Origin of the sequence: Roseateles sp. So40a (assembly GCF_048081605.1) — a bacterium.
Classification (GTDB): Bacteria; Pseudomonadota; Gammaproteobacteria; order Burkholderiales; family Burkholderiaceae_C; genus Roseateles.
The window spans coordinates 1,733,397-1,760,335 of sequence record NZ_CP182288.1; the positions used below are offsets into that span (position 1 = coordinate 1,733,397).

The window sequence follows — 26,939 nt, forward strand, 5'->3', positions numbered from 1 at the left end:
AAGCCATGCCCCTCTTCGGCTAGGCGACGCCCGCGCAACACGTCGTTGCGCGTGCGTCACGAATGCGCCGCCTGGATCGTGTCCGGGCAGCGCAGGTCCCGCTCGCGGATGCGGGCGGTCATGAAGTCGATGAACACCCGCATGCGCGACGGGAGATGCTGTCGGCTCAGGAAGCAGATGTAGTGACCCTGGTCCGCGGGTGCGTAGGCGTCGAGGCAGGCCACCAGCGCGCCTTCGCGCAGCGACTCGCAGGCCATGAAGTCCGGCATCTGCGCCAGGCCCTGGCCGTCCAGTACGGCCTGGTGCACCAGGTCCGCGTCGTTGTAGGTGAGCCTCGCCTTCGGGGACATCCGTCGTGTCTGCCCGTTGACCTGGAATTCCCAATCCACCAGCCGCCCCGAGGGCACCCGCAGATTGATGCAGGGGTGCCGGTCCAGGTCCTCGATCGCGGCCGGCAGGCCATGCGACTGCGCGTAGTCGCGCGACGCGCACACCACCATCTGCATCGGCACGATGCGCTTGGCGATGATCTGCGCGTCCTCCATGCGGCCATGGCGGAAGGCGACATCGACGCCATCCGAGATGAAGTCCGCGGGGCGATCGCTGAGCAGCAGCTCGATGGAGACGTCGGGATAGGCGTCCTGGAAGGCATTGAGCAACGGCGCCACCACGCGGCGTCCGAAGCCCGCGCAGGCGCCGATGCGCAGCTGGCCGCGTGGCGGCCCCTCGCGCAGGTCTCGCATTTCGTCGACCGCCTGCATGATCCGATCGACGCCCGCGTGACAGTTCGCGTAGAACAGGTCACCTTCGCGCGTCAGCGATGTGCTGCGCGTGGTCCGGGTGAAGAGCCGCACGTTCAACTGGTCCTCCAGGCGCTGCACGCTGCGGCTCACGGCCGAGCGGCCGATGCCGAGCCGTTCGGCGGCTCGCGCGAAGCTGCCTTCAGCGACCACGGCGATGAACGCCATCACGCCCGCGTAGGTGGTGGCGAAGCTCGACGCGAGCGGATCGGGGTTGGCATTGGGAAGCATGAGACAGCCTGGATTCGAAGGGGACGCTGCAACTTTGGTGGTTGACGCGCGAGAGGGCGAGTTAAAGCCTGTTAAAGCGCGTGCCGGACGGCGTCCGATACCTTTACCGAGGTAGGCCGTTGCGCACATACTCGCCCGCCATCACAAGGTCCGCCATGCAAGCACCGTCCATGGCGCCGTCCACGTCGGCCCTCGAGGCCCGCTGGCACTTCGGCGCGTTCATCCTGTGGGAGTCGCAGCGACGCCTTGAGCGTCTGGGTGGCGGTGACACCGCGGCCGACGGGGCGAATGCCGCCCAGGTTGTGCGCATCGGGCCGCGCTCCTTCGACCTGCTGCTCTATCTGGTGCGGCGCGCCGGCGAGTTCATCGCCAAGGACGAGCTGCTCAACACGGTCTGGGCCGGTGTGGTCGTGGAAGAGGCCAGCGTGCGCGTGCACGTGTCCATGCTGCGCAAGGCACTGGGCGAGCCCGATGGCGAGGACGGCTTCAAGGAGTGGATCTCCAACCTCCCGCAGCGCGGGTATCGCTTCAACGGCCGGGTTCAGCGAGAGACGGTGGCCGGCGAGGAGGCGCCGGCGACGCGCGCTCGCGTGGCCACCTGGACCTACACGACGCCGCCGGTCCTGCTGACCGCCCTCATCGGACGCGACGAGGACACCGAGACCGTGCTGGCCTCGCTCGCCGAGCACCGCCTGGTGACGCTGGTGGGTGCTGGCGGCATCGGCAAGACCAGCGTGGCCATCCGCGCTTCCGAATGCCGGCAGCAGCGCGACGGCGTGCCCGTCGCCTTCGTCGACCTGGCGCCGCTGATCTCGCAGGACCACGTGCTCAGCACGATGGCGCGCGCGCTGGGAGCCGCGCCTGACCTGCCCGACCTGCTGTCGGCCATCACGCAGGCGCTGGCCGGCCGTGACATGCTGCTGCTGGTGGACAACTGCGAGCACGTCGTGGACACGCTCGCGGCACCGATCACGCAGTTGCTGGGCGCGTTGCCGGGTCTGCGCATCCTGGCCACCAGCCGAGAGGCCTTGCGCGTCCCCGGAGAACGGGTGTTGCGCATGTCACCGCTGGCGGTCCCGCCTGAGGAGTCGCTGACGCTGGCCGAAGCCCTGCAGGCACCCGCGGTGCAGTTGCTGGTCTGTCGGGCGCGAGCCGCGGGCGCCGGGCCCTTCCACGACGTCCAGGGGCCGTCGCTGGCCCGCGTGGCCCGGCAGCTCGACGGGATTCCGTTGGCCATCGAACTGGTGGCCGCGCGACTCGGGGTGCAGTCCGTGGGCGACCTGGTGCTGCGGCTGGACGATCACATCCGCCTCTTCTCCACCGGCAGCCGCGCGGCGCTGCCTCGCCATCGAACGCTGGCGGCAGCGCTGGACTGGAGCATCGCGCTGCTGAGCGAGGCGGAGCTCACGATGTTCCGCCGTCTGTCGGTGTTCCGGGGCCGCTTCGACGTCGAGTCAGCGCTCGGCGTGGCCATCGGCACCGACCCGGAACAGGCCTTCGAGACGCTGATCTCTCTGGCGGGCAAGTCCTTGGTCTTCTTCGACAGTCAGGATGCCATTGCGCCGTATCGGCTGCTGGACACGACTCGCAGTTATGCCGCGGCGCTGCTGGCGCAGAGCGACGAGCGGCCGGCGCTGCTGCATCGGCATGCGACGCTGATGATCGAGGTCATGAAGACGGCGGCCGCCGACCTGCAAGGCCTGAGCGTCCAGGAGTGGGACGAACGCCATGCCTGGCGGCTCAATGACGTGCGCTCGGCGCTGGAGCACTGCCTCGTCCAGGAGACCGATGCGAAGTCCGCGCATGCGCTGGTGATCGCCTCGGCCCACCTCTGGTTCCACCTGTCGCTGGTGGCCGAGTACCAGCATTGGGTGATGGCTGCCTTGCGGCTGGTGGACGACCAGCTGGAGCCCGACGTGGAGACGGCGACCTCGCTCTACACCGTGCTGATCACCGCGTTGCTGCACACCGGCGGCAGCGTCGCGCAACTGAACGAGGCCTGTGATCGCGCGCTTGCCGGAGCGTTGGCCATCGGATCGGCCGCCCTGGAGCTGCGGGCGCGCTGGGGCCGCTGCACCCACGACATGTTCCGCGGCGAGTACACCGCCGCGTTGCGGCATTCACAGGCGCTGGAGCACATGGCCCTGGCCTGGTCGGATCCGTCGGCGCAGATCCTGTCCCATCGGGTGTGCGCGATGGCGCATCACTTCGGCGGGCGTTTCGACCTGTCCCGGCAGCACAGCGAGTCCGGGCAATCGGCCGCGCTGAAGATCGGCCGCACCAGCGCGAACCTGGTCGGTCCGGATTCGCTCGTAGCGGTCCGCGCCTTGTTCTGCCGGACCCTGTGGATCGTCGGAGACACCTCCGGCGCGATCGAGATGGCGACCGCGGCCGTCGAGCGGGCGCAGGCCATCGGCCATTCGGTGTCGGTCTGCTCAGCGCTCTATGGCGGCTGCGCGGTGGCCTTGTGGTCAGAGGACCTGCCCTTGGCGCGGCGCTGGATCCAGCTGATGACCGAGGAGGCAAGACGCCGCGGGTTGACCGGCTGGCTGCGTTATGCCGAGTGGTTCTCGCAGGGCCTGCGGCTGGCGGAAGCGGCGCCGGGGCCGGATCGGGAGACCTGCGTGCGGGAGGTCCAGCGCGAGTACGCGTCCTACGACCCGCCGCGGCGCGAGATGCTGACGACCTTCTGCCTGGACTGGATGGACGACGGCCTGATCGCGCGGCTGGAGGCCGGTGAGGGGCACTGGTGCGCGCCGGAGATCTGGCGAGCGGCCGGCTGGCGAGAGGAGCAGGCGGGCCGAGAGGCGGCCGCCGAAGGCCTGTACCAACGCGCGAAGCAGCTGGCGCTGGAGCAGGGCGCCGCAGGCTGGGAGCGGCGCGCGGCCGCCAGCCTGGCCGCGCTGTGGTCCCGGCAGGGGCGGTCAACGACAGAGCAACCACCATCGAGGGGGGCGTCCGGCCCGGACCGGCGAAGCACATGAGCACATCCACTTTCACGCGCGCCTGCAAGGGCTGGGGCCAAGGACTGGGCCTGCTGCTGGTCGTCGGCGCCGCGCTGGCGCAAGGGACCGCGCAGGCTCCGGCGCTCGACCCCGACACCGGGTTGCCGTCCATGGGCGCGTTCGAGTTTCCCGCCTCGCCGCCGGTCGAGCCCTTCTGGGCCGAGCGGCGGACCGGCTACATGAAGACCGCCGATGGCGAGCGGCTGCGCTACAGCGTGCTGCTGCCCAGGCGCGAGGGCAAGGCGCGCGTGCCGGTGATCCTCTTCATCAACGGGTATGACGCGGGTTCGATCGGGGGACTGACCTACCGCAGCGGACAGACCGCGCAACAACTGGCCCTCGACCGTCGGCTGGTGGAGGCGGGCTACGCGGTGATGGGCGTCAATCCGGCGGGTACCGGCTGCTCGACGGGGCGGCTCGAATACATCCGTCCGCAACTTGGCAGGCATGGCGCGGAGGCGGTCGAGTTCGCCGCGGCGCAGGACTGGTCGGATGGCAAGGTCGGGATGATGGGAGCGTCGTACGGCGGATCGTCGCAGCTGGCCGCGGCGCAGTTCCAGCCCAGGCACCTGCGCGCGATCGTGCCGGGCGTGCCGCTGGTCGACTATCGCGACGCGCTCAATCCCGGCGGCGTGCCGCAGCCGGGCTTCATCGCCGGCTTCCGCCTGGTGTTCCGCGCGTGGTGGGAATCGGTGGTGGCGCGCACCGCGAAAGAGGAGGGCGACACCGTTTGCCTCGCGCAGGTGGCGCGCAACCTGGCCAACGAGGAACCCAACTCGATCATGCAGTTCTTCACCGCGCATCCGCTGCGGGACGACTACATGAACAGCATGGACCTGTCGCGTCGTGCCGGTCGGATCCGCGTTCCGGTGCTGTCCGTCGAGGCCTTCCAGGATCAGGCGCTCACGTCGCGCGGCGGCCATTACCACGAGCTGCTCGACCCGGCGCGCCTGTGGCGAGTGCAGTCCAACGGGGCGCACGACATCTACTCGGCACCGGAGTTCCAGGCCACGGCGATGCGCTTCATCGATCGTTTCGTGAAGGGCCTGGACAACGGCTTCGAGCGCGACACCCCGAAGCTGTCCGTGTGGATGGAGACGACGGGCCCCGGCGAGAACGGCATGCGGCCCGCCGCGACCGCGCGCGCGGGCTGGAAGGTGGAGCGTGATGCCGTGCGCGAGCGCGACCTGCGCGTGCGCGAGTTCCACCTCGCCGAGGGCGGCCAGCTCTCGGACCGCCCGGGCGCGGGCGCGGCGGACGGCTTCGACTATCCCGGCGCCGGCGTCGCGGTCAACGACATCGCGGCACGCGCGTACTGGGGCGATCTGCCGGGCGACTGGCGCGCCAGCAGCCTGGCCTACACGTCGGCGCCGCTGGCCGAGGACGCGCTGGTCTATGGCACGGGCAGCGCGGACCTCTGGGTGGCGGCGATGGCCGGGGACGCCGACCTGCAGGTGACGCTCACCGAGATCCGCCCGGATGGCCAGGAGACTTACGTTCAGCGCGGTTGGCTGCGGCTGTCCAATCGCGCGCTGGATACGGCGCGGTCGACGCCGCTGCGCCCCTGGCACAGCGAGAAGCCGCAGGAATTCCTCCCGCCGTTGATGGGGCGACCTGTTCTCGCGCGCGTGGAGGTCCAGCGCATGGGGCACTACTTCCGCAAGGGCTCGCGCCTGCGGATGTGGATCGACACGCCGTCGCAGTCCGGTGGCCTGGGCTTCGATCCGTTCTCGCTGCGCCAGCGGGTCTTCGTGCTGCACAACGCGCGGTACGACTCGCTGCTGCGTGTGGGCATTCTTGACGGCGTGCGCGGTCCGGCCGAGCGGCCCGCCTGCGGCAGCCTGCTGATGCAGCCGTGCCGGCCGGATCCGCTGGCCAGCGTGCGTTGAATCCCACGCGCTGAATCTTCCGAGGCGGCCATTGGTGCCGCTTGAGCAACACCGTGAGAACCGCCGCGTGGCTTCCGCCACTGCGGCGCGATTCCTAGCATGACGTCATCCCATCCAGGAGAACGTCATGACCTATCACCTCCGCGCTTTCGTCCCATCGCGCCCTTTTCGTTCCGTGCTGTCGGTGCTTGCCGTCGCGTGCTTTGCGACGCTGGCCACCGGCGTGATCGCGACCGACGCCTGCGCCGCGCCGCCGCCGCCCAAAGTGGCCGAGCTGATGACCAAGTCCTTGTCCAACCTGCCCGGACAGGAGGTCCTGATGCTCACTGTCGAATATCCGCCCGGCGGTGCCGACCCGGTGCATCGCCACGACGCGCATGGCTTCATCTACGTGCTTGAAGGCTCGATCGTCATGGGCGTGAAGGGCGGCAAGGAAGTCACGCTGACGCCGGGTCAGACCTTCTACGAAGGTCCCGCGGACATCCACACCGTCGGCCGCAATGCGAGCAAGACCAAGCCGGCGAAGTTCGTCGTGTTTCTGGTCAAGAAGCAAGGCGTGGACGCGGTGTTGCCGGCCCATTGACATCGCACCCGGCACGCCTTGACCGACCCGTGACGCGCAGGAGGATTCCATGAAGCTGTACTACATGACCGGTGCCGGCTCGTTGGCCAGTCACATCGCCCTGGAGTGGGCCGCCGCCTGCTACGAGGCGGTCCGGATGACGCGCTCGCGGCTGCAGACGCCGGAGTTCCTGGCGCTCAGCCCGATGGGAACGGTGCCGGTGCTGCTCCACGACGACCTCTGCCTCACGGAGAGCGTGGCGATCCTGGCGCACATCGCCGATGTGTATCCCGCTGCGGGTCTCTGGGGCGGCAGCGGTTGGAGCGCGCGGGCGCGCGCGCTGCAAGGACTGGCCTTCCTGAACTCGGAGGTCCACAAGGCCTTCGCGCCGATCTTCTATCCGGAGCGTTTCCGCTTCGGCGAGGCGAGCGCCGAGGACGTTTCCGCTGCCGCGCGGGCCCGTGTGCGTGCGCTGTTCACGCGGATCGAGCGCCAGATGGCGGGGCGCTCGTGGCTGACCGGCGAGCGCTCGATCGCGGACGCCTATCTGTTCGTGATGCTGCGCTGGGCGCTGACAACCAAGATCGGTCTCGCCGGGTTCCCCGAGCTGGCGGCCTTCTTGCGGCGCCTGCATGACGATCGCGGTATCCGGGCGGCGCTCGCGGTCGAGGAGCGGCTGGCCGGTGCGCCGATGCCGGGACGCGGCGAAGTGAGCCTGCCGTCGCCCGGCGCCGGATCGCTGCTGGCGGAGATCGTCGGCATCGTGCAGTACCGCGAAGGCGAGGGCGTGCCGCAGGAGGTCCGCCGCGGCGCCGTCGAGATCGCCATCGGTCAGACCGATGTGGTGATCTCCTGGCGCGACGAGCAGTACCACGGTCAGGCGGCAATGCCGATCGAGCTGTTTACGAGCTATGTCAGCGGCGGCGCGATCAGGATCTGATCTTCCGCCGCGACTTCATCCCCTTCATTTCTCGGAGCATGGCCATGGCCCATGGAATCGCCCGCATCGGGCGGGATCGCTTTCGCACCCACATCGAGCTCGGCTCGCATCACCTGATCGCGGACGAGCCGGAAGTGCTCGGCGGCGCACACGCCGGCCCTGCGCCCTACGACCTGCTGCTGGCCAGCCTCGGCGCCTGCACGGCGATCACGCTGCGCATGTACGCGGACCGCAAGGGCTGGCCGCTCGAATCGCTCGAGGTCGACCTGCAATGGCGTCAGGAAGAGGACGGCCCCCGGGTCATCCGCACGCTGCGCGTGGTCGGGCTGGACGACGCACAACGTGATCGCCTCGCCGAGATCGCCGAACGCACGCCGGTCACGCTGACGCTGCTGGGCGGTGTGTCCATTGATACCTATCTGTCCTGACGGAGCCTGCGATGCCGACCCGCGGTTTCAGCTTCGTCAACCCGCATGGGCAGCGCCTGTCCGGCAAGGTGGAGATGCCGGAGCGCGTCGTGCGCGGCTGGGCCTTGCTGGCGCACTGCTTCAGTTGCGGCAAGGACAGCCGCACGGCGGTGGCGCTCGCGCGCGGCCTGGCGGCGCAGGGCATCGGCGTGCTTCGCTTCGACTTCTCGGGCGTCGGCAAGAGCGAAGGCAACTTCGACGACACGAGCTTCACGCTGAATGTCGAGGATCTGGTGGCGGCCGGCGATGCGATGGCGGAGGCGGGCATGCCGGCCTCGGTGCTGATCGGCCACAGCCTGGGCGGGACCGCGGTGTTGAGCGCGGTGTCGAGGATGCCGTCCGTGCGGGCGGTGGCGACGATCGGCGCGCCGTTCGATGCCTCGCACCTGCTGGGCCATGCGAGCGAGAGCGAGCTCAAGACCATCGACGAGTTCGGCGCGACGGAGCTGCTGCTGGGCGGATTTCCCGTGCGCATCGGCGCGGCGTTCGTCGAAGACCTGCGTCAGCACGATGCCGGTCGCCGTCTGGCGGAGCTGAAGGTGCCGCTGATGATCCTGCACAGCCCGATGGACCAGATCGTGGACATCGAGAACGCGAGCCGCATCTTCGTGGCGGCGCATCATTCGAAGAGCTTTGTCTCATTGGACAAGGCCGATCACCTGATGCGGGACCATGCCGACGCGGTGCATGCGAGTGCGTGCGTGGCGGCCTGGGCGATCCGCTATCTGCCCGACCCTCAGCCGCTCGCGGCGCCGTCACCGGACGCCGAGGCCGAAGAGACGGGCCTCGGCAAGTTCCAGCTCGCCTTGCTGTCCGGTGGCTCGCGTTGGCTGGCCGATGAGCCGGAGGCGATTGGCGGCTTGGGGTCTGGGCCGTCGCCCTACAACCTGCTGTCGTCCGCGCTGGCCGCCTGCACGACGATGACGATCCGGCATTTCGCCGAACTCAAGGGCTGGAAGGTCGGGCGCATTCGCACGGGCGTGAGCCATCGCAAGCGCAAGGACGCGGAGCCCGCGGACGAGTTCTCGCGCCGCATCACGATCGAGGGCGAGCTCGACGACGAGCAACGCGCCCGGTTGATCGAGGTCGCGCAGAGGTGCCCGGTGCATCGCACGTTGGAAGCGGGGGCCGCGTTCAGTGAGCCGGTGATCAGCGATTGACCAGAAAGAATCTCTGTGCTCATCCCGAGGCGAACGGCACGGCGCGAAGGTGGATGACAACATGCGCAGCTGCGCGGCGTTAGGTCCTCATTCCGGCGAACCTTTCGAAGCTTCGTTCTCGATCAAACTCAGTCAGTTTGACGGCCTGGGCGGTGACTTCCAGGACCACTCGGAGTTGCGCAGGCGAAGATAGGGGAATGCGCATGAGGTCACCGACGTGGAGGTCAAAACGATCATTGAAGGTGTGTTCAGGGGCCGTAGCTAGGTCTAATCCAAGCCCCAGGTGGTAGTCGAGCCACGATTCCGCTCGGGCGCCTTCGTCAGCAGTAGGACTCCTTGTCATTCTGATGCTCTCCTTGAGACGAATCGCCTCCTCGTCGTCGAGCGCGAGCGCTGGAAGCAATTCGAAAAGGTTGGCGTAGCTGTTGGCGAGCTGGAGTTTCTTCTCTGGCAGGACCATGGGCTCGATCGGGCCCATCACCGCATCGCCCAGATCCCATGCAAGCCAGGCGAGCAGCGAACGGACCTGCCCCAGTTCTTCCGGATCGTCTTCACCTTCGACTCGAACGTGCCGTGCAAGTCCGTTCGCACTACCGAAGAGGGCAGCCATCGAGCTGGTCAGGAGATCCCGACGGCAGTCTTCGTCGAGGAAGCCGAGGGCCGGTTTCCACTGGGGACGATGTCGCAGTCTTCGGAACTCGCGTATCAGCGAGAGCACGGCAACCAGTTGTCCTAGCGCGGCTTTTGCCCTCTGCTCTAGCTGGCCGTTAGCCCCTACTGCGGACTTCAGCTGCTTGATCATGCGTTTGACGATCAACTTCAGCCGCTGTCTGACGAGCGCGATAGCCTCCCTTGTGGGATCCGCGTTGCTGTCGTCTTCTGGCAGCTCTTGTTGGTTGTTGATGTTCTCCTCTTCGGAGACCGGATCAATGCGTCCAGAATCTCCGCCGGTGGAATTCAAACCGACTCCGAGGCGATGCAACAAGGCGTCCAACACGTCAACCAAGCTGCCATCCTGCAGAACTCGGCGTCGGTGTTTGCTTGAGACTGTCGGCTGGCTGGCTTGCACTGCGAGGCTCTCCGGTCGGAGGCTGGCCGCCGGGCTCAAACCGCCCGCCGTCACCGCCTCGGAAGCACTATGAGCTACAGAGATCTCATCGTCAAAGATGGCCTTCTCGATGACGGCGATCAGCTCGCCGATGTTGGCTCCGCTGAAATCCAGATGGGCGAGCGCATCCCGCAGCTTGGCTCTGTCAGACCCGTTGGTCCTTGGCTGTAACGCCTGCTCATGGTGAATGATGACGATGAGGCGTTTGGCATCTTGCGCGCTCATCTCCATCCAACGCGATCGACCCGAGTTGGATCCCAGATCTACCTCCGCATGGCCTTGCGGCGAAGTGATAACGGTGGTTGATTGTGGCGGCGTACCGCCCTCGAAATGGATGACGGCATTCGTCATCGGTCTCGCAGTTGCAGTGGTCACCACCACCAAGTTGGTCCCGCGGACCAGCGGCGCCACAACGATGGGGCACGTGCTGTCGAGCGCGCTCGACTCATCTTCTGAATCGGAGCGGGGAATGGCATCCAGTTCCGGCTGCCCCATGAGCGGGGCTGAAAGGCTTGCAAAGAGGTCGCGCACGAAACTCGACTCCTCCAGCGTGACGTGTGGCCTCAGAACCATCGCCTCGAAATTTCTTCTCGGTTCAGCGAGCCAAGCAGGTGCACTGGGATTGGCACTACCAGTCACAAGCGATAGGTGGTCTTCGAAGTCGAGCAGCAACCCTTTGGCGTGGAGGTAACCGTCGCGGTGCGAATCCCAGAGCTTCCTCGCATCAACGAACTGTGTCCGAGAGGTCCCTGGCCTCCGACCGAGCTTCACCGTGGGAGGGTCGATGACGACACGAATGCTTGTGTCTGGCCAACGCCACTCGAGCTCCTTTAGAAACCGATGGCCCTGGTCAAAGAAGGCGCCAACGACAACCGCTTGCTTGGGCGGTCGAGGCAATGCAATGTCCAGTTGATCTAGAAGGGACGGTCCTTCGCCCGACTGGCCAAGCAATCGGATGTCCTCCACGTCGGACGCCGTGCCTGCGTGCGGCGGGAGCAAATCGCCAATGCGCATGACGCTAGCGATGAGTGTTGGCGATAGTTGAGACCCTTGGGCACGCACCCATTCCTGGATGAGGCTCCACGCGTGGTTCAGGAGAAGCTTGTGAGCTGGCGGGGAGGTCGCAGCGATCTCGAGAAAGTTCGATACCTCGCGGTTCACTCCGTACCCGGAGAGAGTGAGGTTGTGGCTGCCCACTTGAAGCACCGTCTTCTTCTTGCCGACCAGAAGGGTGATCTTGGGATGGAAGGATCCAGGCGCGGAGAGCGGAAGGAGCGTGTAGGCGCTACCCGCAAATCGTGGTCGGAGCGATGGCGTGGCCCAGCTGCGCGCGCACTGGGCCGCATCCATCATCACAACGTTGTGCCGTGAGCCCGCGGAAACCAGGCGACGTAGGACGACCTCCTCATAGAAGGGCAGCGTTGCATTGAACGTGGTGATGAGGGACGCCTCGAAGCTGGCTCCCTTGAGAGTGTCTAGCAGAGAGATGGGATCGTCATTCATGAGCTGCTGCGCAGAGCGCATCTCCCAACGCCGTCACGATGTACTGGTCCCTATCGGTCTGGACTTGATCGAGGGCGCCAACATCTCGGAGGATTCGGACCGCTTGGCGAAAGCGCGGCGTCGTCTTTGCGGGTGGTGGAATGTCACCCCGAGGCTCAATGCCACGCTCAGATGGAATCAGTCTGAAGGTGGAGCGTGAGTTTTGCCTGAGCTTCCGAAGTGCCACATGAAGATGGGCCTCGAAGCACCATGCCAACAGCTCTTCGACGACGTTCCGTAGGGGCAACTCCTTCCATGCACCACACCGCAGTCGGAACGATGCGAGGTTGATTGGGGAATCTTTGAGCTGCTCTGCGTCGATGGCCAAGTGCCCGTACGGTGCGCGGATCGCATCGTCGCGCGTATGCAAGAGCGCGAGAATTCGGACCACCGAAGCTAGGAATGCCGGAGCGCGATCATCCTCGTCGGTTCTGGCTGAGACCCTCGCCGCAAACCAAGCCAGTTCGTGATCTGTCGATGCGACTTGGTGCAATTGGGGCGCGTCGGCGCGAAGGGACTCGCAGAGCTCGCCGAACGTATCGACCTTCAACGCTCGAAGGGCGCGAGATACGGACGGGAGGTCCGAGATCGAGCGTGCCAAATCTTCGATAGAGGCGGCCGGCCGCGATTCTGCCGCGAGTGCCGTAAGCCCGATGGCGAAGGCCGTTTGTACTGCGACAGAAAACACATCGTTTCTGACGTAGTACGACCATGCCGAGACCGTGCTCTCCAGCGAAACGGGCACATCCCACTCGGCGACGCCCGCCAAGGACCGCGCGTACACCGCTGAGCGGAATGTGAATTCATCAAGCTCCGTGGCACCGGTGTCGCTCAGTGCCTTTGCCAAGTGCAGGACAACAGCGAAGGACTTTCTGCGCTGCCCGCCTTCCTCACCGAAATCTGCCTGTCGATCGAAGAAGGTGTCCAGCAAAACGGCCTGCTCTTCGCTTTGCGTAGGCAAGCAGCAAGGGCAGAAGGCATGCAGTGCGTCAAGGGTTTCACCTGAGATCTCATCATTCTCAACAGCTTCCCAAAACTCCGCGCCAGGCACGCCACTCTCAAACGCCTCGGCAATCTGTCGACCTCGTGTCTCCGTGTATCCCAGCCATGGCTTGGTTTTTGTCGACAGTAGTTCGAGTTGGGTCAGCGTTCCCGCGTAGTACTGCCCCAAACCGCCTAGCTTGTTCAAGAAATACCGCGAAGGCACATCGTCGCGGGTCGCATAGGTGGAAAGTCGAAGCGACCTCCCGCTATCGATCAGGTCGACTGCGGGAACCAAGTTGTCCCTGCCGACCATGGCGGGACCATGTCTCGCCGGGTTGTCTTTTGAGACGCGAGCGTGACGTTCGGCAATCAGTGTGAAGAGGCAATCCGCACGTCGGTAGTGCTCGAGAAAGGTGTCGAAACTAGCTTCTTTGGAAGTGCGGCGGTCGAATGACCAGATCAACCACGGGAAGAAGCTGTAGTAACGGGCTCTGTCCGTGACGTTGGTGATGCCAGGGAAGAGTTGGGAGTAGATGACGATGCACGGGCCCTGAGTACCGAGATGATCCAGGCCTCGAATGACCGTTGGCGGTTTGATCCAGTTTGTCGCGATGCCCATGAAGTCCCTCTCTGATTGCAAGCAACTGTATCGTCGACTTCGCTGCAGTCTCACGGGGTTGATAAGGCCGGAAGAGGGCGGGACGATCGATAAGGAATTGAGGCTGACGGCCCCTTCAATCGAGTGGCTTGACCCGCTTGCCACTGAGCCTTTGCCTCTCTACGATCACATCGCTGTCTCAGCTCACCCGCCATGCGCGGGGACCACGCCTTCATACCAGCCAGCTGGCCAAGCGATTCGCTTCGGCATCCGCGGCAATTCTGAGATGCCCCCCCAATGGCATCCGCTCCCGGTAGGTGACAAGCCTCGTTACTGCACGCCCGGAGCGATACGCGTTGATGCGTTCTGCGTCGATGCCCAAATCGTGCCTCATTGCTTCTCGCCGACGATCGGTCTTGAGTCGGATACGCGCATTCCGACGTCGGCTGCGGTGAGGCTCCACCCGTGTGCGGAAGGCTGGTCGCTGACCGCAATTCACTTTCGAGAGAGTTCTCATGAGCGAGAAGGAATCGATCCAATCTTTCGGCGATGCAGTCGCTGCAGGTGTCGGCGCAGCTGCTGGCGCTGGGGCGGGTGCCGCCATCGGAGTGACCACCGTCGCCGCAGCTGCGGAGGCAGCTGCGCTCGCAGCCTTGGCGACTGCCTCGTCGTGTGCTGGCGTGGCCGGTGCCGCAGCGACGGCAAGCGCGCTCGCCGCTGCGGGCGGTGGGGCCGTCGCCGCAGGAGGCGCGGGGATGGCGGGGGGCGTTGGTGCGATCGCCGGCACCGTCGCTAGCTCGGCGGCTGTCCCGATCATCGGATGGGCCATTGGAGGCGCCGTTGTTCTGGGCGTCGGCGCGTGGGATTTGTACAGGCTCGTGACGCGCTGAGCTGACCAGGTCCCGAAGGCAAACGGGGCTGCCACCGCAGCCCCGTTTCAGTTTCTACAACCGGGCGATGCATGGCTCACTGCCACCCAAACCGCTCCTCCACCTCGAACAGCACATCCTCGGGTTTCGGTGGCGGGGTGGGATCGCCCTCGACGTAGGCGTAGCGGACGATGCCGTCCGGGCCGATGACGTAGGTCGCCGGCACGGGCAGCACCCACAAGCCGTTGCCATTGAGCACCGGCACGTCCATGCCGTTGGCCGCATACAGATCCACCGCATCCGGCGGCAGCGTGAACGCGATGCCGAAACCCTTGGCCGCCGCCAGGTCGGGATCGCTCAGCATCGCGAAGTCCACCGCGTTGTCCGTGGCCGTCTGATCGCTCAGGTCCGGGGTCTGCGGCGACACCGCGATCAGCGTCGTGTTCAGCGCGCGCAGCGTCTCGCCGTGCTCGCGCCAGTGCCGCAGCAGCAGGCTGCAGGCGCGGCACCAGCCGCCGCGGATGAACAGCACGATCGCCGGTCCGTCGCGCCAGGCGTCGGACATCGCGACACTGCCGCCGCGCGCATCCAGCAAGGTGCCGAACGGCGCCAGGCTGCCGGCACGAAGCGCCCGCGCACCGATGCCCGTGGCGCGCAGCAACTCGCCGGCGGCCGACGGATCCGCGTACGGACTGGCGAAGGACGGGCGGCCTTCGCCAGGCGAGGTCATCGAGATGGAAGAAGCGTTGATCGTGTTCATGGGGATTCCTCCTGGGAACGGAAGCCGATGCGCAGATGGCTGTCATCGCAGAACGGCTTGTTGCGGCTCGCGCCGCAGCGACACAAGGTCGCGGTTGTGCAGCGCTCGACGCAGCGGCCCGTGCCGCTGACGATCTCGAGCGATCCTCGGACCTCCAGCGGTCCATCCGGCTGCGGCGCGATCTCCAGCGGACCGTCCCGCACTATCAGCGCGGTCGTGTTGCCGCTCGCCGGCTCGCCGGTGGCTTCGAAGCCTATGCGGCGATGGGTGTTGTCGCAGAAGGGCTTGCGCCGAGACTTGCCGCAGCGGCACAGCGTGGCGCGATAGACCACCGGCGTCGCCATCGGCGCAGGCGCTTCACCCGCCAAGGTGATGCGCGCCCGCACGGCGTAGGGGCCGTTCTCGCGGACCGCCAGCAGATTGACCTGCGGCGCAGGCTCGGGGGCGCCGCCATCCAGCCGCCGATAGCTCAGGGCGCCCGACGGGCAGTTGCGGATCACCGCGATCAGGTCGTGCAGCGGGGTCAGCGCCGGCAGGATCCACGGCCCGTCCACGTCGGACAGGAAGGTCGCCGGCGAGCCCGTCACGCACTGCCGCGCGTGGATGCAGCGGTTGCCGTCGAAGCTCACCTCCAGCCAGGCGCTGCAGGCGCGCTCGACCGGATGCAGCGCGGGTGCCGTCGCGCTTGTCGTCGAGGGGGCCATGACGAGGCTCCCGTCAAAGCACCGACTTCAGCGATTCCTCGCCTTCCTCGGACGCCAGCGCGCGCTGCACCGCCGGATCCTCATACATGCGGGCGCGGAACGCGCGCAGGTTGTCGAGGTCCGAGATGTCGATGCCCTTGGACAGCGCCCAGCGGATCAGCACGAACAGATAGGGGTCGGCGACCGATCGCTCGCCGGTCAGCCACTCGCGGTCCTCGAGCTGCTCGTCCAGGCGCTCCAGGTAGTGCCGTACATGGCCGCGGGCCTTCTCCGCGAGCGGGCCGGCGGCGTCGGCGTCATCGAGGAATCGCTTGGGCACGAAGATCGGCTTGAAGGCCTTGTGCACGTCCGAGTTCAGGAAGGCCAGCCAGCGCATGACCTCGGCCCGGCCACGCGGCGTGCCGTCACCGAGCAGGCCGGACTCCGGATACAGGTCGCCGAGATAGCCGAGGATGGCGACGTTCTCGGTCAGCGTGAAGTCGCCGTGCGTCAAGAGCGGCACCGTGCCGCCGGGATTGATGGCCAGGTAGTCCGGCGTCTTGATGCTTTGCAGGCTCATGCGCACCGGCTCGTAGGGGCTCGCGATCCACTCGAGCACGATGTGGCCGGCGAGCGAGCACGCGCCGGGAAAATAGTAGAGCTTCATGGGGCACTCCGCAGAGGGTGCCTCCCGCCCGCGCATTCGTCGTGTGGCTGACCGGCATTTGCGGGGACGCCGCGCCAGCGTGGGTTGGTCCCGTGCACGAACGGATGGAAAGTGCACGCCCGTTACAGCCGCCTCGACGAACTGACACCCGTCATCTTCGTCGCGACGGGCAGGAGGCATTGATCAATTCACGGGCCCGCGGGCCCGGCGGCGCTCAGGCCGACTGTGTCGTCAGCCACTGGCTGAACGTCGCCTTGCCCAGGCGCGGCGTCTTGCCGGCCGTCGGCACCAAGGTCGCGTCGTCCAGCGCCGCGCCGAAGTACAGCGCCTGGCCGTCGCCCTTGACTTCACGAGCATCCTTCTTCGCCGCAAGGTACTTGGCGATCAGCTCATGCAGGCGGAAGGCCTCGGGGCCGGCGATCTCCTGCGTGCCGTTCAGCGGCTGGCCGACGGTTGCGTCGAACATCGCGTCGGCGACGTCGTCCGAGGAGATCGGCTGGATCATCGCGGTCGGCAGCGTCACGACATTGCCCTGGGTCGACGACTGCGCGATGCCGCCGGCGAATTCGAAGAACTGCGTCGAGTGCACGATCGTGTACGGGATCTTCGACGACTTGATCAGGTCTTCCTGGACCTGCTTGGCGCGGAAGTAGCCGCTGGCCTGCAGCCGCTCGGTGCCCACGACCGACAGCGCGATGTGGTGCTTGACGCCGGCCTTGGCCTCGGCGGCCAGCAGGTTGCGGCCCGAGGTGGTGAAGAAGGCCATCACGTCGTCGTCCGCGAAGGACGGCGAATTGGCGACGTCGACCACGACGCTCGCACCCGCCAGCGCCGCATCGAGGCCCTCGCCGGTGATCGTGTTCACGCCGGTGTTGGGCGATCCCACGACGACTTCATGGCCCGCGGCCTTCAGGCGCGCGACGAGCTTTGAACCGATCAGGCCGGTTCCGCCGATGACGACAACTTTCATTTGAGACTCCTGCTGGTGGAAGAGAAGGGCGGGGCCGGCGTCGGCTTGCGCGACGGCACCCGCGTGAAGAGGGGCGAACCCCTCGGAGACAAACGCGTCAGGCCAGGCCGGCCTTGTCCAGGCCGAGCGCGGCGTCCGACGCCCCGGGCACCGACTTGAAGGCGATGTTCAGGCGGCTCCAGGCGTTGCTGGACATGATCAGGAAGGTCAGGTCGGTGATCTCCTGCTCGTTGAGCTGCGTGCGCACGCGCTCATAGATCTCGTCCGACGCGCCTTGCTCCGGGATGCGGGTCAGCACCTCGGCCCAGGCCAGCGAGGCGCGCTCGCGCGGCACGAACAGCGTGGACTCGCGCCACGAGGCCAGGTGGTGCAGGCGCAGCTCGCGCTCGCCGGCGATGCGAGCCTGCTTGACGTGCATGTCCAGGCAGAACGCGCAGCCGTTGAGCTGCGAGATCCGGACCGTCACCAGGTTGCGGATCGTCTCGTCGATCGAGCTGGCCTTCACGGCGTTGTTGAACTCGATGTACTTCTTGAACAGTTCCGGCGACTGCTGCATGAAGTTGATGCGCTGGGTCATGATGGATCCTTGTTGGCGGCGGGAAGGCCGATGGATTCGGTGATCCGGTCGATCCGTCGGGATCGTTCCGGTGTGCTTCGCGGTGCGATGACCGACGGAATGAATGCTAGGGAGGGCACTGAGGCACCGGTAGCCCGCCCACCATCAACGCACTGTTGCCTCCGATTCACGAATGCGGCTCTGAATGGCTTCCGCGTTGTTCACCGCTGCGCTGACGTGATCGATGAAAACGCGCACGCGCGCGGGCATGTGGGTGCGGCGCGGATAGCAGAGCTCGTAGCTGCCGTCCGCGACGGCCACGTCCTCCAGGCAGCGCACAAGCGAGCCGTCGTCCAGCCGGTCGCGCACCAGATGGCCGGGAAGTTGCGCGATGCCCAGTCCCTCGCCGACGGCCCTCGCGAGCAGCTCGTCGTCATTGACGATGTGGCGAGGCGAGATCCGGTGCCGCAGCAAGCGTCCTTCGACTTGGAACTCCCATTCCTGAAGGCGACCGTTGGCCAGGCGTCGGCCGATGCAGTGATGCCGGCGCAGATCCTCTGGCGTCAGCGGCAGTCCGTGCCAGCGCAGGTAGGACGGCGTGGCGCAGACCGTCAGGTCCAGCGGCATCAGGCGGCGAGTGACGACATGGCCGTCCGCCGACGGGCCGCGTTGGAAGCGCACATCGATGCGGTCGTCGATGAAGTCGCCAGGCGCGTCGTCAAGGATCACGTCCAGGCCGATCTCCGGGAAGGCCGACTGGAAGGAAGGCAGCAGCGGGGCGATCACGCGCCGGCCGAAGTCCACCTCGGCGCCGATGCGCAGCGTGCCTCGCGGCGGACCCTCGCGCAGCTCGCGCACCAGCTCGAAGGCCTGGCCGATCTGCTCGATGCCCGGCCGGCAGTGCTCGTAGAGCAGGGTGCCCTCGGTCGTCAGCGACAAGCTGCGCGTCGTCCGGCGCAGCAGGCGCACGCCGAGCTGCTCCTCGAGCCGCTTCACGCTGCGGCTGACCGCGGAACGGTCGACGTCGAGCCGCACGGCGGCGCGGGCAAAGCTGCCCTCGATGACCACCGCCATGAACGCGACGACATTGGCGTAGCTGGTGGAGAAGGACGTGGACAGCGGATCGAGGGCGGGCGGGACATCCATGGCGGTGGGGCGGAGTGAGGCGCGGAACCTGATACCCACAAGACGACGCAGCCCTCCCGCGTGTGACATCAGCGCCTGCTTCCGGCCATTGGTTCCCCCGCAGCAACGGTGTGGGGCCGTCGGGCGGTCTACCGCGCGCGGGGATCGATTCCTAGCATCTGCCCGTGTCCCGCCAGAACCGGCGTGACTTGTCTGCCCCCTCCTCAACAAGGAAACCACCATGTCCGAACGTCTCGACTACATGAAGCAATCGCCGGAACTGACCAAGAAGCTGATCGCGCTGGCACAGGCGGCTCACGGCGCCTCGATCGAGCCGTCGATCAATGAGCTCATCTCGCTGCGCGCGTCGCAGATCAATGGCTGCGGCTTCTGCGTCGACATGCATGTCAAGCAGGCCCACCTGCAGGGCGAGCGCGAGCTGCGCCTCCATCACGTGGCGACCTGGCGGGAGTCGGACCTGTTCTCGCCGCGCGAGCGGGCCAGCCTGGCCTGGACCGAGTACCTCACGCGTCTGCCCGAAGGCGGCGTGCCTGACGACGTCTATGACCGCGTGCGCACCCAGCTCAGCGAGCAGGAGATCGTCGATCTGACCTACCTGGTCATGCTGATCAACGCCTGGAATCGCGCGAACGTCGCCTTTCTCATTCCTCCGGGCGCCCGAGACAAGGCTTTCGGTCTGGACAAGGCCAAGCTCAAGTAAGCACGGCCGCCCGGCGCTCGTCGCCGGGCCTTGCCCCATCAGGAGCCTGCGATGCTGGCCTGGCCCTTCTTCATCCACGCGCCCTCCGTCGTCCCGCCCGGCGCGCCTGGCTCGTCCGCGGCAATGAGCGAGCCCGCGCGCCGCTTCGTCGAAGACGCCTTCCGGCGCATCGAGGCGCAGCAGACCGAGGAGCTGATCCAGAACTATCGCCGCGGTGGGGGGCTGCTTGAGGCCAACGCGTTGGCGGTGCGCCTGCGCGACTGCTGCGATCAGCCGATCTCCCGCCTGGCGCGCTGGATCGTCGATCGCGACATCGTGGTCCTCGCCAGCCATGGCGCGCTGCTCGTCCCGCTGTTCCAGTTCGACCTGGTCAGCGGCCAGGTGCTGGGCGTGGTGCAACAAGCGCTCGATGAGCTCGACGGTGCCTTCGACGATCGGGAGATCGCCCATTGGTTCGTGCAGCCCAACTGCTGGCTCGACGACCGCTGGCCGCTGGACCTCATCACCAGCGACCCCGGGGCCGTCGTCGAGGCGGCCCGCGCCGATCGCTTCATCGCCCGCGGCTGAAGGAGCCCCGCCGAGGCGGGGCCCGCTCTCAACGGCCGATGCGCGCCAGTGCGTCCGCCACGCCCGCGCCGTAGTCTGCATCCACCTTCGCGCAATTGACGATGTGGCGATGCCGCACGTCCTCGCTGGCGCCGGCGATCGCGCGCGCGGTGTTGTCGAAGAGTCGTTGGCGCTCCTCCGTCGACATCAGCTCGAAGAGCGCGCGGGGCTGCGACCAATAGTCCTCATCGACGCGATGGTCCCAGTGCCAGGCCTCGCCGTGGATGGCCAGCGGCGGATCGGTCTGTTCGGGGCTGTCCGACCATTCGCCCAGGCTGTTGGGGAAGTAGCCCGGCGTGCGGCCCTGATTGCCGTCCACGCGCATGCGGCCGTCACGGTGAAAGGCGTGGAAAGGGCAGCGCGGGCTGTTCACCGGGATCTGGTGCGCATTGACGCCCAGCCGATAGCGTTGCGCGTCGCCGTAGCTGAACAGGCGGGCCTGCAGCATCTTGTCGGGCGAGAAACCGATGCCCGGCACGACGTTGGCGGGCGAGAACGCGGCCTGCTCGACCTCGGCGAAGTAGTTCTCCGGATTGCGGTTGAGCTCGAGCACGCCGACCTCGATCAGCGGGTAGTCAGCATGCGGCCAGACCTTGGTCAGGTCGAAGGGGTGGAAGGGGCTCCGCGAGGCCCGCTCCTCGGTCATCACCTGGATGTACACGGTCCAGCGCGGGAAGTCGCCGCGCTCGATCGCATCGAAGAGGTCGCGTTGCGCGCTCTCGCGGTCATTGGCGATCAGCTCGGCCGCCTGCGCATCGGTCAGGTTGCGGATGCCTTGCTGGGTCTTGAGCGTGAACTTGACCCACACCCGCTCGTTGCTTCCGTTGATGAGGCTGAAGGTGTGACTGCCGAAGCCGTGCATGTGGCGATACCCGTCGGGCAGTCCCCGGTCGCTCATCAGGATCGTCACCTGATGCATGGCCTCGGGCAGCAGCGTCCAGAAGTCCCAGTTGTTCTGCGCGCTGCGCAGGTTGGTCCGCGGATCGCGCTTGACCGCGTGGTTGAGGTCGGGGAAACGCAGCGGGTCGCGCATGAAGAAGACCGGCGTGTTGTTGCCCACCAGGTCCCAGTTGCCTTCCTCGGTATAGAACTTGATCGCGAAACCACGGATGTCGCGCTCGGCATCGGCCGCGCCGCGCTCGCCGGCCACGGTGGAGAAGCGCAGGAAGACATCCGTCTGCTTGCCGATCTCGGAGAACAGCTTGGCGCGCGTGTAGCGCGTGATGTCGTGCGTGACGGTGAAGCGGCCGTAGGCCCCGGAGCCCTTGGCGTGCATGCGGCGTTCGGGGATGACCTCGCGGTCGAAGTGCGCGAGCTTCTCCAGGAGCCAGATGTCCTGGAGCAGCGCCGGGCCGCGCGGGCCCGCGGTGGCGATGTTGGTGTTGTCGGCGACCGGGGCGCCGTTGGCATGGGTGAGTTTGCTCATGGGAACTGCGTGTGGAGTGGGATCAATGCGGCGCGAAACGCACGCGCGCGGGGACGGGCTTGAACGTGCCGCGATGGGACCAGAGCGGCATCAGCAGGAAGAAGCCGAAGTAGACGAGGGTCAGCACCTGGGAGACGACCGTGCCCCAACCCGTGGGAGGGCGTGTGCCCAGCCATCCCAGCACGAGAAAGGACGCGACGAGTGCGCCGTACAGCCAGCGATGCCAGCGAGGACGGAAGCGGATCGAGCGCACCGGGCTGTGGTCCAGCCACGGCAGGGCATACAGGATCAACACGGCGCCGCCCATGACGACGACGCCCATGAACTTGGCGTCGACCGCCTTCATCGCGGCGGCCGCGAGTAGCGCGCCGGCGACGATGACAAGGCGCCGCCGCAGACTCGTGCGTCTGAGCACCAGCGCCGCCACGGCGGCGTCGCCGACGAGGACGCAGATCACGTTGACCATGCTGTCCGTCGTGGCTCGCAGCATCGAATAGAAGGGCGTGAAGTACCAGACCGGCGCGATGTGCGGCGGGGTTTTCAGCGGATCTGCGGGGATGAAGTTGTTGTATTCGAGGAAGTAGCCGCCGCCCTCGGGCGCGAGGAAAACCACCGCGCTGTAGAGCGTCAGGAAGACCAGCACCCAGAAGATGTCATGCACCGTGTAATAGGGCTGGAAGGGGATGCCGTCCAGCGGATGACCGTCGGGTCCCACGGTGGCCTTGATGTCGATGCCGTCAGGATTGTTGGACCCGACCTCATGCAGTGCCAGGATGTGGAAGGTCACCAGGCCAAGCAGCGCGATCGGAATCGCGATGACGTGCAGCGCGAAGAATCGGTTCAGCGTGGCGTCGCCGACCACGTAGTCGCCGCGGATCATCAGCGCCAGCTCCGGCCCGACGAAGGGCACGGCGGCGAAGAGATTGATGATGACTTGCGCGCCCCAGTAGTTCATCTGGCCCCAGGGCAGCAGATAGCCCATGAAGGCCTCGGCCATCAGGCACAGGAAGATCGTGCAGCCCAGCAGCCAGACGATTTCGCGCGGCTCGCGGTAGGACCCGTAGATCAGCCCGCGGAACATGTGCAGGTAGGCGCAGATGAAGAACGCCGATGCACCGGTCGAATGCATGTAGCGGATCAGCCAGCCCCAGGGCACGTCGCGCATCAGGTATTCGACCGAAGCGAAAGCCCGCTCGGCGTCGGGCTTGTAGTGCATGGCCAGGAAGATGCCGGTGATGAGCTGGATCGCCAGCACCGTCAGCAGCAGCGAGCCGAAGATGTACCAGACGTTGAAGTTCTTCGGCGCGTAGTACTCGCCGAGGTGCTTGTTGTAGAACGCCGTCAGCGGGACGCGCTCGTCGATCCAGCGCAGCAGCGCCGGCTTGCGGGGGGTGTTACTCATGGCCGCCTCCGTCGCGGGACAGGAAGAAGGGCGGGCCCGGCCCGAGGGCTCAGGTCTCGACCCGAATGGTGCTGTCGATGCCCTGGCGGGCCATCTTGGCGTAGGGGCAGATGCGTTCGGTCTCACGCACCAGGCGCTCGGCCGTCGTGCGGTCATGGCCGGGCAGCTTCACGACCAGGTCCGCGGTGATGCTGTGCCGGCCGTCGACGGGGTCGCGGCCGAAGGCCACGGTCACGTGCACCGAGCAGTCCTTGATCGGGATCTGGTGGCGCGCCGCGAGCAGGTTGAGCGCGCCATGAAAGCAGGCGCCATAGCCGGCAGCGAAGAGCTGCTCGGGGTTGGTGCCGCCGCCTTGGCCGCCCATCTCGTTGGGCAGGCGCAGCACGATGTCGAGCGCGCCGTCGTCCGAACGCACGCAGCCCGAGGCGCGCGCGTGGTGGGTCTCACCGCCGGACACGTGGACGGTGGTCACGTACAGCGGCTGGAACTCGGCACCACGGTAGGTGTCGAGCAGGCTCGTGGGGGGAGGGCGAAGGTCGGTCACGATGTCATCGGGGCGGCGATCAATGCGATGAATGCTAGGAATGCCGTCGCCTCGACGCCAGCCACCTCGCGGCCATCACACTGTTGACCGTGCCGCACCAATCAGCGCATGCACGTCCGCGGAATCGACGAGCGGACTCGCCCCATCGAGGAATCCATCCGCGCATTGCAGATCGGAAGCGCGGATCGCCGTGGTCATGTGGTCCACGAAGACGCGGATGCGCGACGGCAGGTGTTGCCGGCTGAGATAGCAGATGAAGTGGCCGCGGTCGTCCGGCGCGTATTCGGGCATGCAGGCGACGAGTTGCCCGCGTCGCAACAGCTCGCAGACCTGATAGCCGGCGAGCTGCGCCAGGCCTTGACCCTGGAGCACCGCTTGCAACACCAGGTCCGCGTCGTTGAAGGTGATCCGCGACTGCGGCGAGAACTTGCGCAGCTCGCCTTGCACCTTGAATTCCCATTCGTGCACACGGCCCGAGGCCGCGCGGAAGTTGACGCACGCGTGATCAGCCAACGCGTCGATCGAGGTCGGCAGGCCATGCGCTCGGATGTAGGCCGGCGACGCGCACACCATCAGCTGCATCGGAACGATCTGCCGCGCGATGATCTGGCTGTCCTCCATGCGGCCGTTGCGGAAGGCAACGTCGACGCGATCGGAGGTGAAGTCCGCCGGGGCGTCGCTCAGCACCAGGTCCAGCGTGACCTCGGGATAGCGCGCGTGGAAGTCGCGCAACAGCGGGGCCACGATGCGCCGGCCGAAGTCCACCGTGGCGCAGATGCGCAGGCGTCCGCGCGGCGGGCCATCGCGCAGCTCGCGGAGATCCTCCAGCGCCTGCGAGATCTGCGCCACACCGGGTTGGCAGCGTCCGTGGAAGAGCTCGCCCTCGCGCGTCAGCGCCAGGCTGCGCGTGGTGCGGCTCAACAGCCGCGCGCCCAGTTGCGTCTCGAGTTTCTGGATCGCGCGGCTTACCGCGGATCGTCCGATGCCGAGCCGGTCACCGGCCTTGGCGAAGCTGCCTTCGGCCACGACCGTCATGAAGGCGACCACGCCGGCGTAGCTGGTGGCGAAGCTGGAGGCGAGGGCGTCCGGTGAGGTCGTGGGTGGCGAGGAGAAAGCGGCGGAAGCGCCGGCGGAGGAGGCGTGAGCGGACATGGCGTCTCGGACGTGTACTGCGTGTCGTTGGGCCGCGTCACTATGCAGGAGGTGGCGCCGCGGATTGGTGTTCGTCGGTCAACACTGCGACGACACGCCGAGGGCTGGCCGCGGCGGTTCTGGATTCCTACGATTTCTCGCAACACATCGATGTCGGCGTTCTTGTCCTCGCCCACGGGCACCAGGACAACGCCGCGGTGTGCTCCCCCTGAATCGACCACAAGGAATCCACCCATGATCGCCAACGAAATCGACCTGTCCGGCGGCGCCTCCCGCCGCAACCTTCTCATCGGCACCGGCAGCACCGCGCTGGCCGCCGCCGCGCTGACGATGGCAGCCTCGCGCAGCGCGTCCGCCGCCGGCGGTGCCAGCTCGGGCGCGGGCGGCGCTGCCGACGGCTCGTCCTACATCACCACGAAGGACGGCGTGCAGCTTTACTACAAGGACTGGGGCCCGAAGAACGGCCAGCCGATCGTCTTCAGCCACGGCTGGCCGCTGAGCTCGGACAGCTGGGACGCGCAGATGATCTTCTTCGCCGAGCGCGGCTTCCGCGCCGTCGCGCACGATCGCCGCGGCCACGGCCGTTCGAGCCAGCCGTGGGACGGCCATGACATGGACCACTACGCGGACGACCTGGCCGCCGTGGTCGAGGCGCTGAACCTGCGCAACGCGGTGCACATCGGGTTCTCGACCGGCGGTGGGGAAGTGGCGCGCTACATCGGGCGTCACGGCACGAAGCGTGTGGCCAAGATCGCGCTCGTGTCCGCGGTGCCGCCGCTGATGGTCAAGGGTCCGACCAACCCCGATGGCGTGCCCATCGAGGCCTTCAACGAATCGCGCGCGGCGCTGCTGAAGAACCGCTCTCAGTTCTTCAAGGACGTGCCGTCGGGACCGTTCTACGGCTTCAACCGTCCGGGCGCGAAGCCCTCGCAGGGCATGATCGATTCGTGGTGGCTGCAAGGCATGCAGGGCAGCCACAAGGCCACGCACGACTCGATCAAGGCCTTCTCGGAAACCGACTTCCGCGAGGACCTGAAGAAGTTCGACAAGCCCACGCTGGTCGTGCACGGCGATGACGACCAGATCGTCCCCATCGACGTCTCGGGCCGCCGTACCGCTCAGCAGGTCAAGGGCGCGAAGCTCATCGTCTACGCAGGCGCGCCGCACGGCCTGTCGGTGACCCATGCGGACCGGCTCAACGCGGACCTGCTGAGCTTCATCCAGGGCTGATCGCCGCACCGCAATGCACCGTGTCGTCCCGGGTCGCGCCAACGCGGCCCGGGACGGTCGCGGGCGCTCCACTCCTTCTCGACTCCGACAACATCATGATCAACACCTTCCGAATCCACGGCGGCCTGCCGCTGTTTGCCCTGCTCGCGCTGGGCGTGCTCGCCGCGATGATGAGCTTCTCGCTGCGCGCTGAGCCCGCAGCGAGTTCCAAGTCCGACAAGCCCGCGCAGGCGCTGCCCACCATCGTGCTGGTGCATGGCGCGTTCGCGGATGCGTCGAGCTGGAACGATGTCGCGCGTCGCCTGCGCGGTCAGGGCTATCCCGTCACCGCGATCGCCAACCCGTTGCGAGGCGTGGCGAGCGATGCGCGCTACACCGCCCGCGTCATCGACGGCATCGCCGGTCCCGTCGTGCTGGTCGGCCATTCCTATGGCGGATCGGTGATCAGCGCGGCCGCGGTGGGCAAGGCCAACGTGACCGCGCTGGTCTATGTCGCGGCGTTCGCGCCGGATGTCGGCGAGAGTTGCGCGTCTTTGTCGGGCAAGTTCCCCGGCAGCACGCTGGGCGATGCGCTGGGTCAGCCGGTGCCGCAGGAAAGCGGCGCGTCCGACCTCTACATCCGCCAGGACCGCTTCTGGAAGCAGTTCGCCCATGACGTGCCCGAAGGCGATGCGCAGCTGATGGCCATCGGCCAACGGCCCATCACCGATGCCGCGCTGAATGAGCCGACCGGAGAGATCGCCTCGGCCTGGAAGACGCTGCCGTCGTACTTCGTCTTCGGCACCGGCGACAGGAACATCCCGCCGGTGGCGCTGGCGTGGATGGCCGAGCGGGCCGCGTCGCGCGGGACCGTGTCGATTCCCTATGCGTCGCACGTGCCGATGATCAGCCACCCCGAGACCGTGGCGAAGCTGATCATCCAGGCGGCTCGTGGCCGCTGAG

Annotated in this window: 24 protein-coding genes; 11 read left to right on the forward strand and 13 right to left on the reverse strand. The window is 66.9% G+C overall.

Going from position 1 to position 26,939, the window contains the following annotated elements; genetic code table 11:
- Positions 1-56: 56 nt before the first annotated feature.
- Positions 57-1,031 carry a LysR family transcriptional regulator gene (locus tag ACNI65_RS08010; RefSeq protein ID WP_416762266.1) on the reverse strand — a complete coding sequence of 325 codons (975 nt, stop codon included), beginning with the start codon at positions 1,029-1,031 and terminating at the stop codon, positions 57-59.
- A gap of 155 nt (positions 1,032-1,186) precedes the next feature.
- Here ACNI65_RS08010 and ACNI65_RS08015 point away from each other — a divergent pair, with 155 nt between their 5' ends.
- The 6 genes from ACNI65_RS08015 to ACNI65_RS08040 all read left to right on the forward strand — a co-directional run bounded on the left by ACNI65_RS08015 (position 1,187) and on the right by ACNI65_RS08040 (position 9,054).
- Positions 1,187-4,015 carry an ATP-binding protein gene (locus ACNI65_RS08015; protein ID WP_416762267.1) on the forward strand — a complete coding sequence of 943 codons (2,829 nt, stop codon included), beginning with the start codon at positions 1,187-1,189 and terminating at the stop codon, positions 4,013-4,015.
- Positions 4,012-5,925, forward strand: a complete 1,914-nt coding sequence (locus ACNI65_RS08020; RefSeq protein WP_416762268.1) for a CocE/NonD family hydrolase — start codon at positions 4,012-4,014, stop codon at positions 5,923-5,925. The genes ACNI65_RS08015 and ACNI65_RS08020 overlap by 4 nt, the downstream gene beginning before the upstream one ends.
- Before the next feature lie 127 nt (positions 5,926-6,052).
- A complete protein-coding gene (locus tag ACNI65_RS08025) occupies positions 6,053-6,508 on the forward strand; it encodes a cupin domain-containing protein (protein ID WP_416762270.1) in 456 nt (151 codons plus the stop codon).
- A gap of 49 nt (positions 6,509-6,557) precedes the next feature.
- Positions 6,558-7,427, forward strand: a complete 870-nt coding sequence (locus ACNI65_RS08030; RefSeq protein ID WP_416762272.1) for a glutathione S-transferase family protein — start codon at positions 6,558-6,560, stop codon at positions 7,425-7,427.
- Between the two features lie 44 nt (positions 7,428-7,471).
- Positions 7,472-7,855: an OsmC family protein gene (locus tag ACNI65_RS08035; RefSeq protein ID WP_416762273.1), complete on the forward strand. Its 384-nt coding sequence runs from the start codon at positions 7,472-7,474 to the stop codon at positions 7,853-7,855.
- Between the two features lie 11 nt (positions 7,856-7,866).
- Positions 7,867-9,054, forward strand: coding sequence for an alpha/beta fold hydrolase (locus ACNI65_RS08040; RefSeq protein ID WP_416762274.1), 1,188 nt, complete (start codon positions 7,867-7,869; stop codon positions 9,052-9,054).
- A gap of 79 nt (positions 9,055-9,133) precedes the next feature.
- On the opposite strand, the gene ACNI65_RS08045 is transcribed toward ACNI65_RS08040, so the two are convergent.
- Positions 9,134-11,665, reverse strand: coding sequence for a hypothetical protein (locus ACNI65_RS08045; RefSeq protein WP_416762275.1), 2,532 nt, complete (start codon positions 11,663-11,665; stop codon positions 9,134-9,136).
- Positions 11,658-13,307: a hypothetical protein gene (locus ACNI65_RS08050; RefSeq protein WP_416762277.1), complete on the reverse strand. Its 1,650-nt coding sequence runs from the start codon at positions 13,305-13,307 to the stop codon at positions 11,658-11,660. The genes ACNI65_RS08045 and ACNI65_RS08050 overlap by 8 nt, the downstream gene beginning before the upstream one ends.
- Before the next feature lie 494 nt (positions 13,308-13,801).
- On the opposite strand from ACNI65_RS08050, the gene ACNI65_RS08055 reads away from it, so the two are divergent.
- The gene (locus tag ACNI65_RS08055; RefSeq protein WP_416762278.1) at positions 13,802-14,176 is read left to right on the forward strand and encodes a hypothetical protein; all 375 of its coding nucleotides are present in this window, start codon (positions 13,802-13,804) and stop codon (positions 14,174-14,176) included.
- 76 nt (positions 14,177-14,252) lie between these two features.
- Here ACNI65_RS08055 and ACNI65_RS08060 read toward each other — a convergent pair whose 3' ends face one another.
- The 6 genes from ACNI65_RS08060 to ACNI65_RS08085 all read right to left on the reverse strand — a co-directional run bounded on the left by ACNI65_RS08060 (position 14,253) and on the right by ACNI65_RS08085 (position 18,937).
- A complete protein-coding gene (locus ACNI65_RS08060) occupies positions 14,253-14,915 on the reverse strand; it encodes a peroxiredoxin-like family protein (RefSeq protein ID WP_416762279.1) in 663 nt (220 codons plus the stop codon).
- A complete protein-coding gene (locus ACNI65_RS08065; RefSeq protein ID WP_416762280.1) occupies positions 14,912-15,619 on the reverse strand; it encodes a CDGSH iron-sulfur domain-containing protein in 708 nt (235 codons plus the stop codon). The genes ACNI65_RS08060 and ACNI65_RS08065 overlap by 4 nt, the downstream gene beginning before the upstream one ends.
- Positions 15,620-15,632: 13 nt before the next feature.
- The gene (locus ACNI65_RS08070; protein ID WP_416762282.1) at positions 15,633-16,265 is read right to left on the reverse strand and encodes a glutathione S-transferase family protein; all 633 of its coding nucleotides are present in this window, start codon (positions 16,263-16,265) and stop codon (positions 15,633-15,635) included.
- A gap of 214 nt (positions 16,266-16,479) precedes the next feature.
- Complete coding sequence (locus tag ACNI65_RS08075) at positions 16,480-17,235, reverse strand: SDR family oxidoreductase (RefSeq protein WP_416762283.1); 756 nt, start codon at positions 17,233-17,235, stop codon at positions 16,480-16,482.
- A gap of 97 nt (positions 17,236-17,332) precedes the next feature.
- Positions 17,333-17,812: a carboxymuconolactone decarboxylase family protein gene (locus ACNI65_RS08080; protein WP_416762285.1), complete on the reverse strand. Its 480-nt coding sequence runs from the start codon at positions 17,810-17,812 to the stop codon at positions 17,333-17,335.
- Between the two features lie 144 nt (positions 17,813-17,956).
- Positions 17,957-18,937: a LysR family transcriptional regulator gene (locus ACNI65_RS08085; protein WP_416762286.1), complete on the reverse strand. Its 981-nt coding sequence runs from the start codon at positions 18,935-18,937 to the stop codon at positions 17,957-17,959.
- Positions 18,938-19,157: 220 nt separating this feature from the next.
- On the opposite strand from ACNI65_RS08085, the gene ACNI65_RS08090 reads away from it, so the two are divergent.
- Together ACNI65_RS08090 and ACNI65_RS08095 are read left to right on the forward strand one after the other, a co-directional pair.
- Complete coding sequence (locus ACNI65_RS08090; protein ID WP_416762287.1) at positions 19,158-19,637, forward strand: carboxymuconolactone decarboxylase family protein; 480 nt, start codon at positions 19,158-19,160, stop codon at positions 19,635-19,637.
- A gap of 51 nt (positions 19,638-19,688) precedes the next feature.
- On the forward strand, positions 19,689-20,204 hold the full coding sequence (locus ACNI65_RS08095; protein WP_416762288.1) for a hypothetical protein: 516 nt from the start codon (positions 19,689-19,691) through the stop codon (positions 20,202-20,204).
- A gap of 28 nt (positions 20,205-20,232) precedes the next feature.
- Here the strand turns inward: ACNI65_RS08095 and ACNI65_RS08100 are convergent, their stop codons facing one another.
- From ACNI65_RS08100 to ACNI65_RS08115, 4 genes are all read right to left on the reverse strand, one after another.
- Complete coding sequence (locus ACNI65_RS08100) at positions 20,233-21,669, reverse strand: catalase (protein ID WP_416762289.1); 1,437 nt, start codon at positions 21,667-21,669, stop codon at positions 20,233-20,235.
- Between the two features lie 22 nt (positions 21,670-21,691).
- Entirely contained in the window at positions 21,692-23,071 is a 1,380-nt protein-coding gene (locus ACNI65_RS08105; RefSeq protein WP_416762291.1) for a cytochrome b, read from the reverse strand.
- A 49-nt stretch (positions 23,072-23,120) separates the two neighbouring features.
- Positions 23,121-23,615 carry an Ohr family peroxiredoxin gene (locus ACNI65_RS08110; protein WP_416762292.1) on the reverse strand — a complete coding sequence of 165 codons (495 nt, stop codon included), beginning with the start codon at positions 23,613-23,615 and terminating at the stop codon, positions 23,121-23,123.
- Between the two features lie 75 nt (positions 23,616-23,690).
- Positions 23,691-24,767, reverse strand: a complete 1,077-nt coding sequence (locus ACNI65_RS08115; protein ID WP_416762293.1) for a LysR family transcriptional regulator — start codon at positions 24,765-24,767, stop codon at positions 23,691-23,693.
- 234 nt (positions 24,768-25,001) lie between these two features.
- Here ACNI65_RS08115 and ACNI65_RS08120 point away from each other — a divergent pair, with 234 nt between their 5' ends.
- Both ACNI65_RS08120 and ACNI65_RS08125 read left to right on the forward strand, forming a co-directional pair.
- Positions 25,002-25,997 (forward strand): alpha/beta fold hydrolase, encoded by a 996-nt coding sequence (locus tag ACNI65_RS08120; protein ID WP_416762294.1) that lies wholly within the window; start codon positions 25,002-25,004, stop codon positions 25,995-25,997.
- 95 nt (positions 25,998-26,092) lie between these two features.
- Positions 26,093-26,938, forward strand: a complete 846-nt coding sequence (locus ACNI65_RS08125) for an alpha/beta fold hydrolase (protein ID WP_416762295.1) — start codon at positions 26,093-26,095, stop codon at positions 26,936-26,938.
- Position 26,939: the final 1 nt, after the last annotated feature.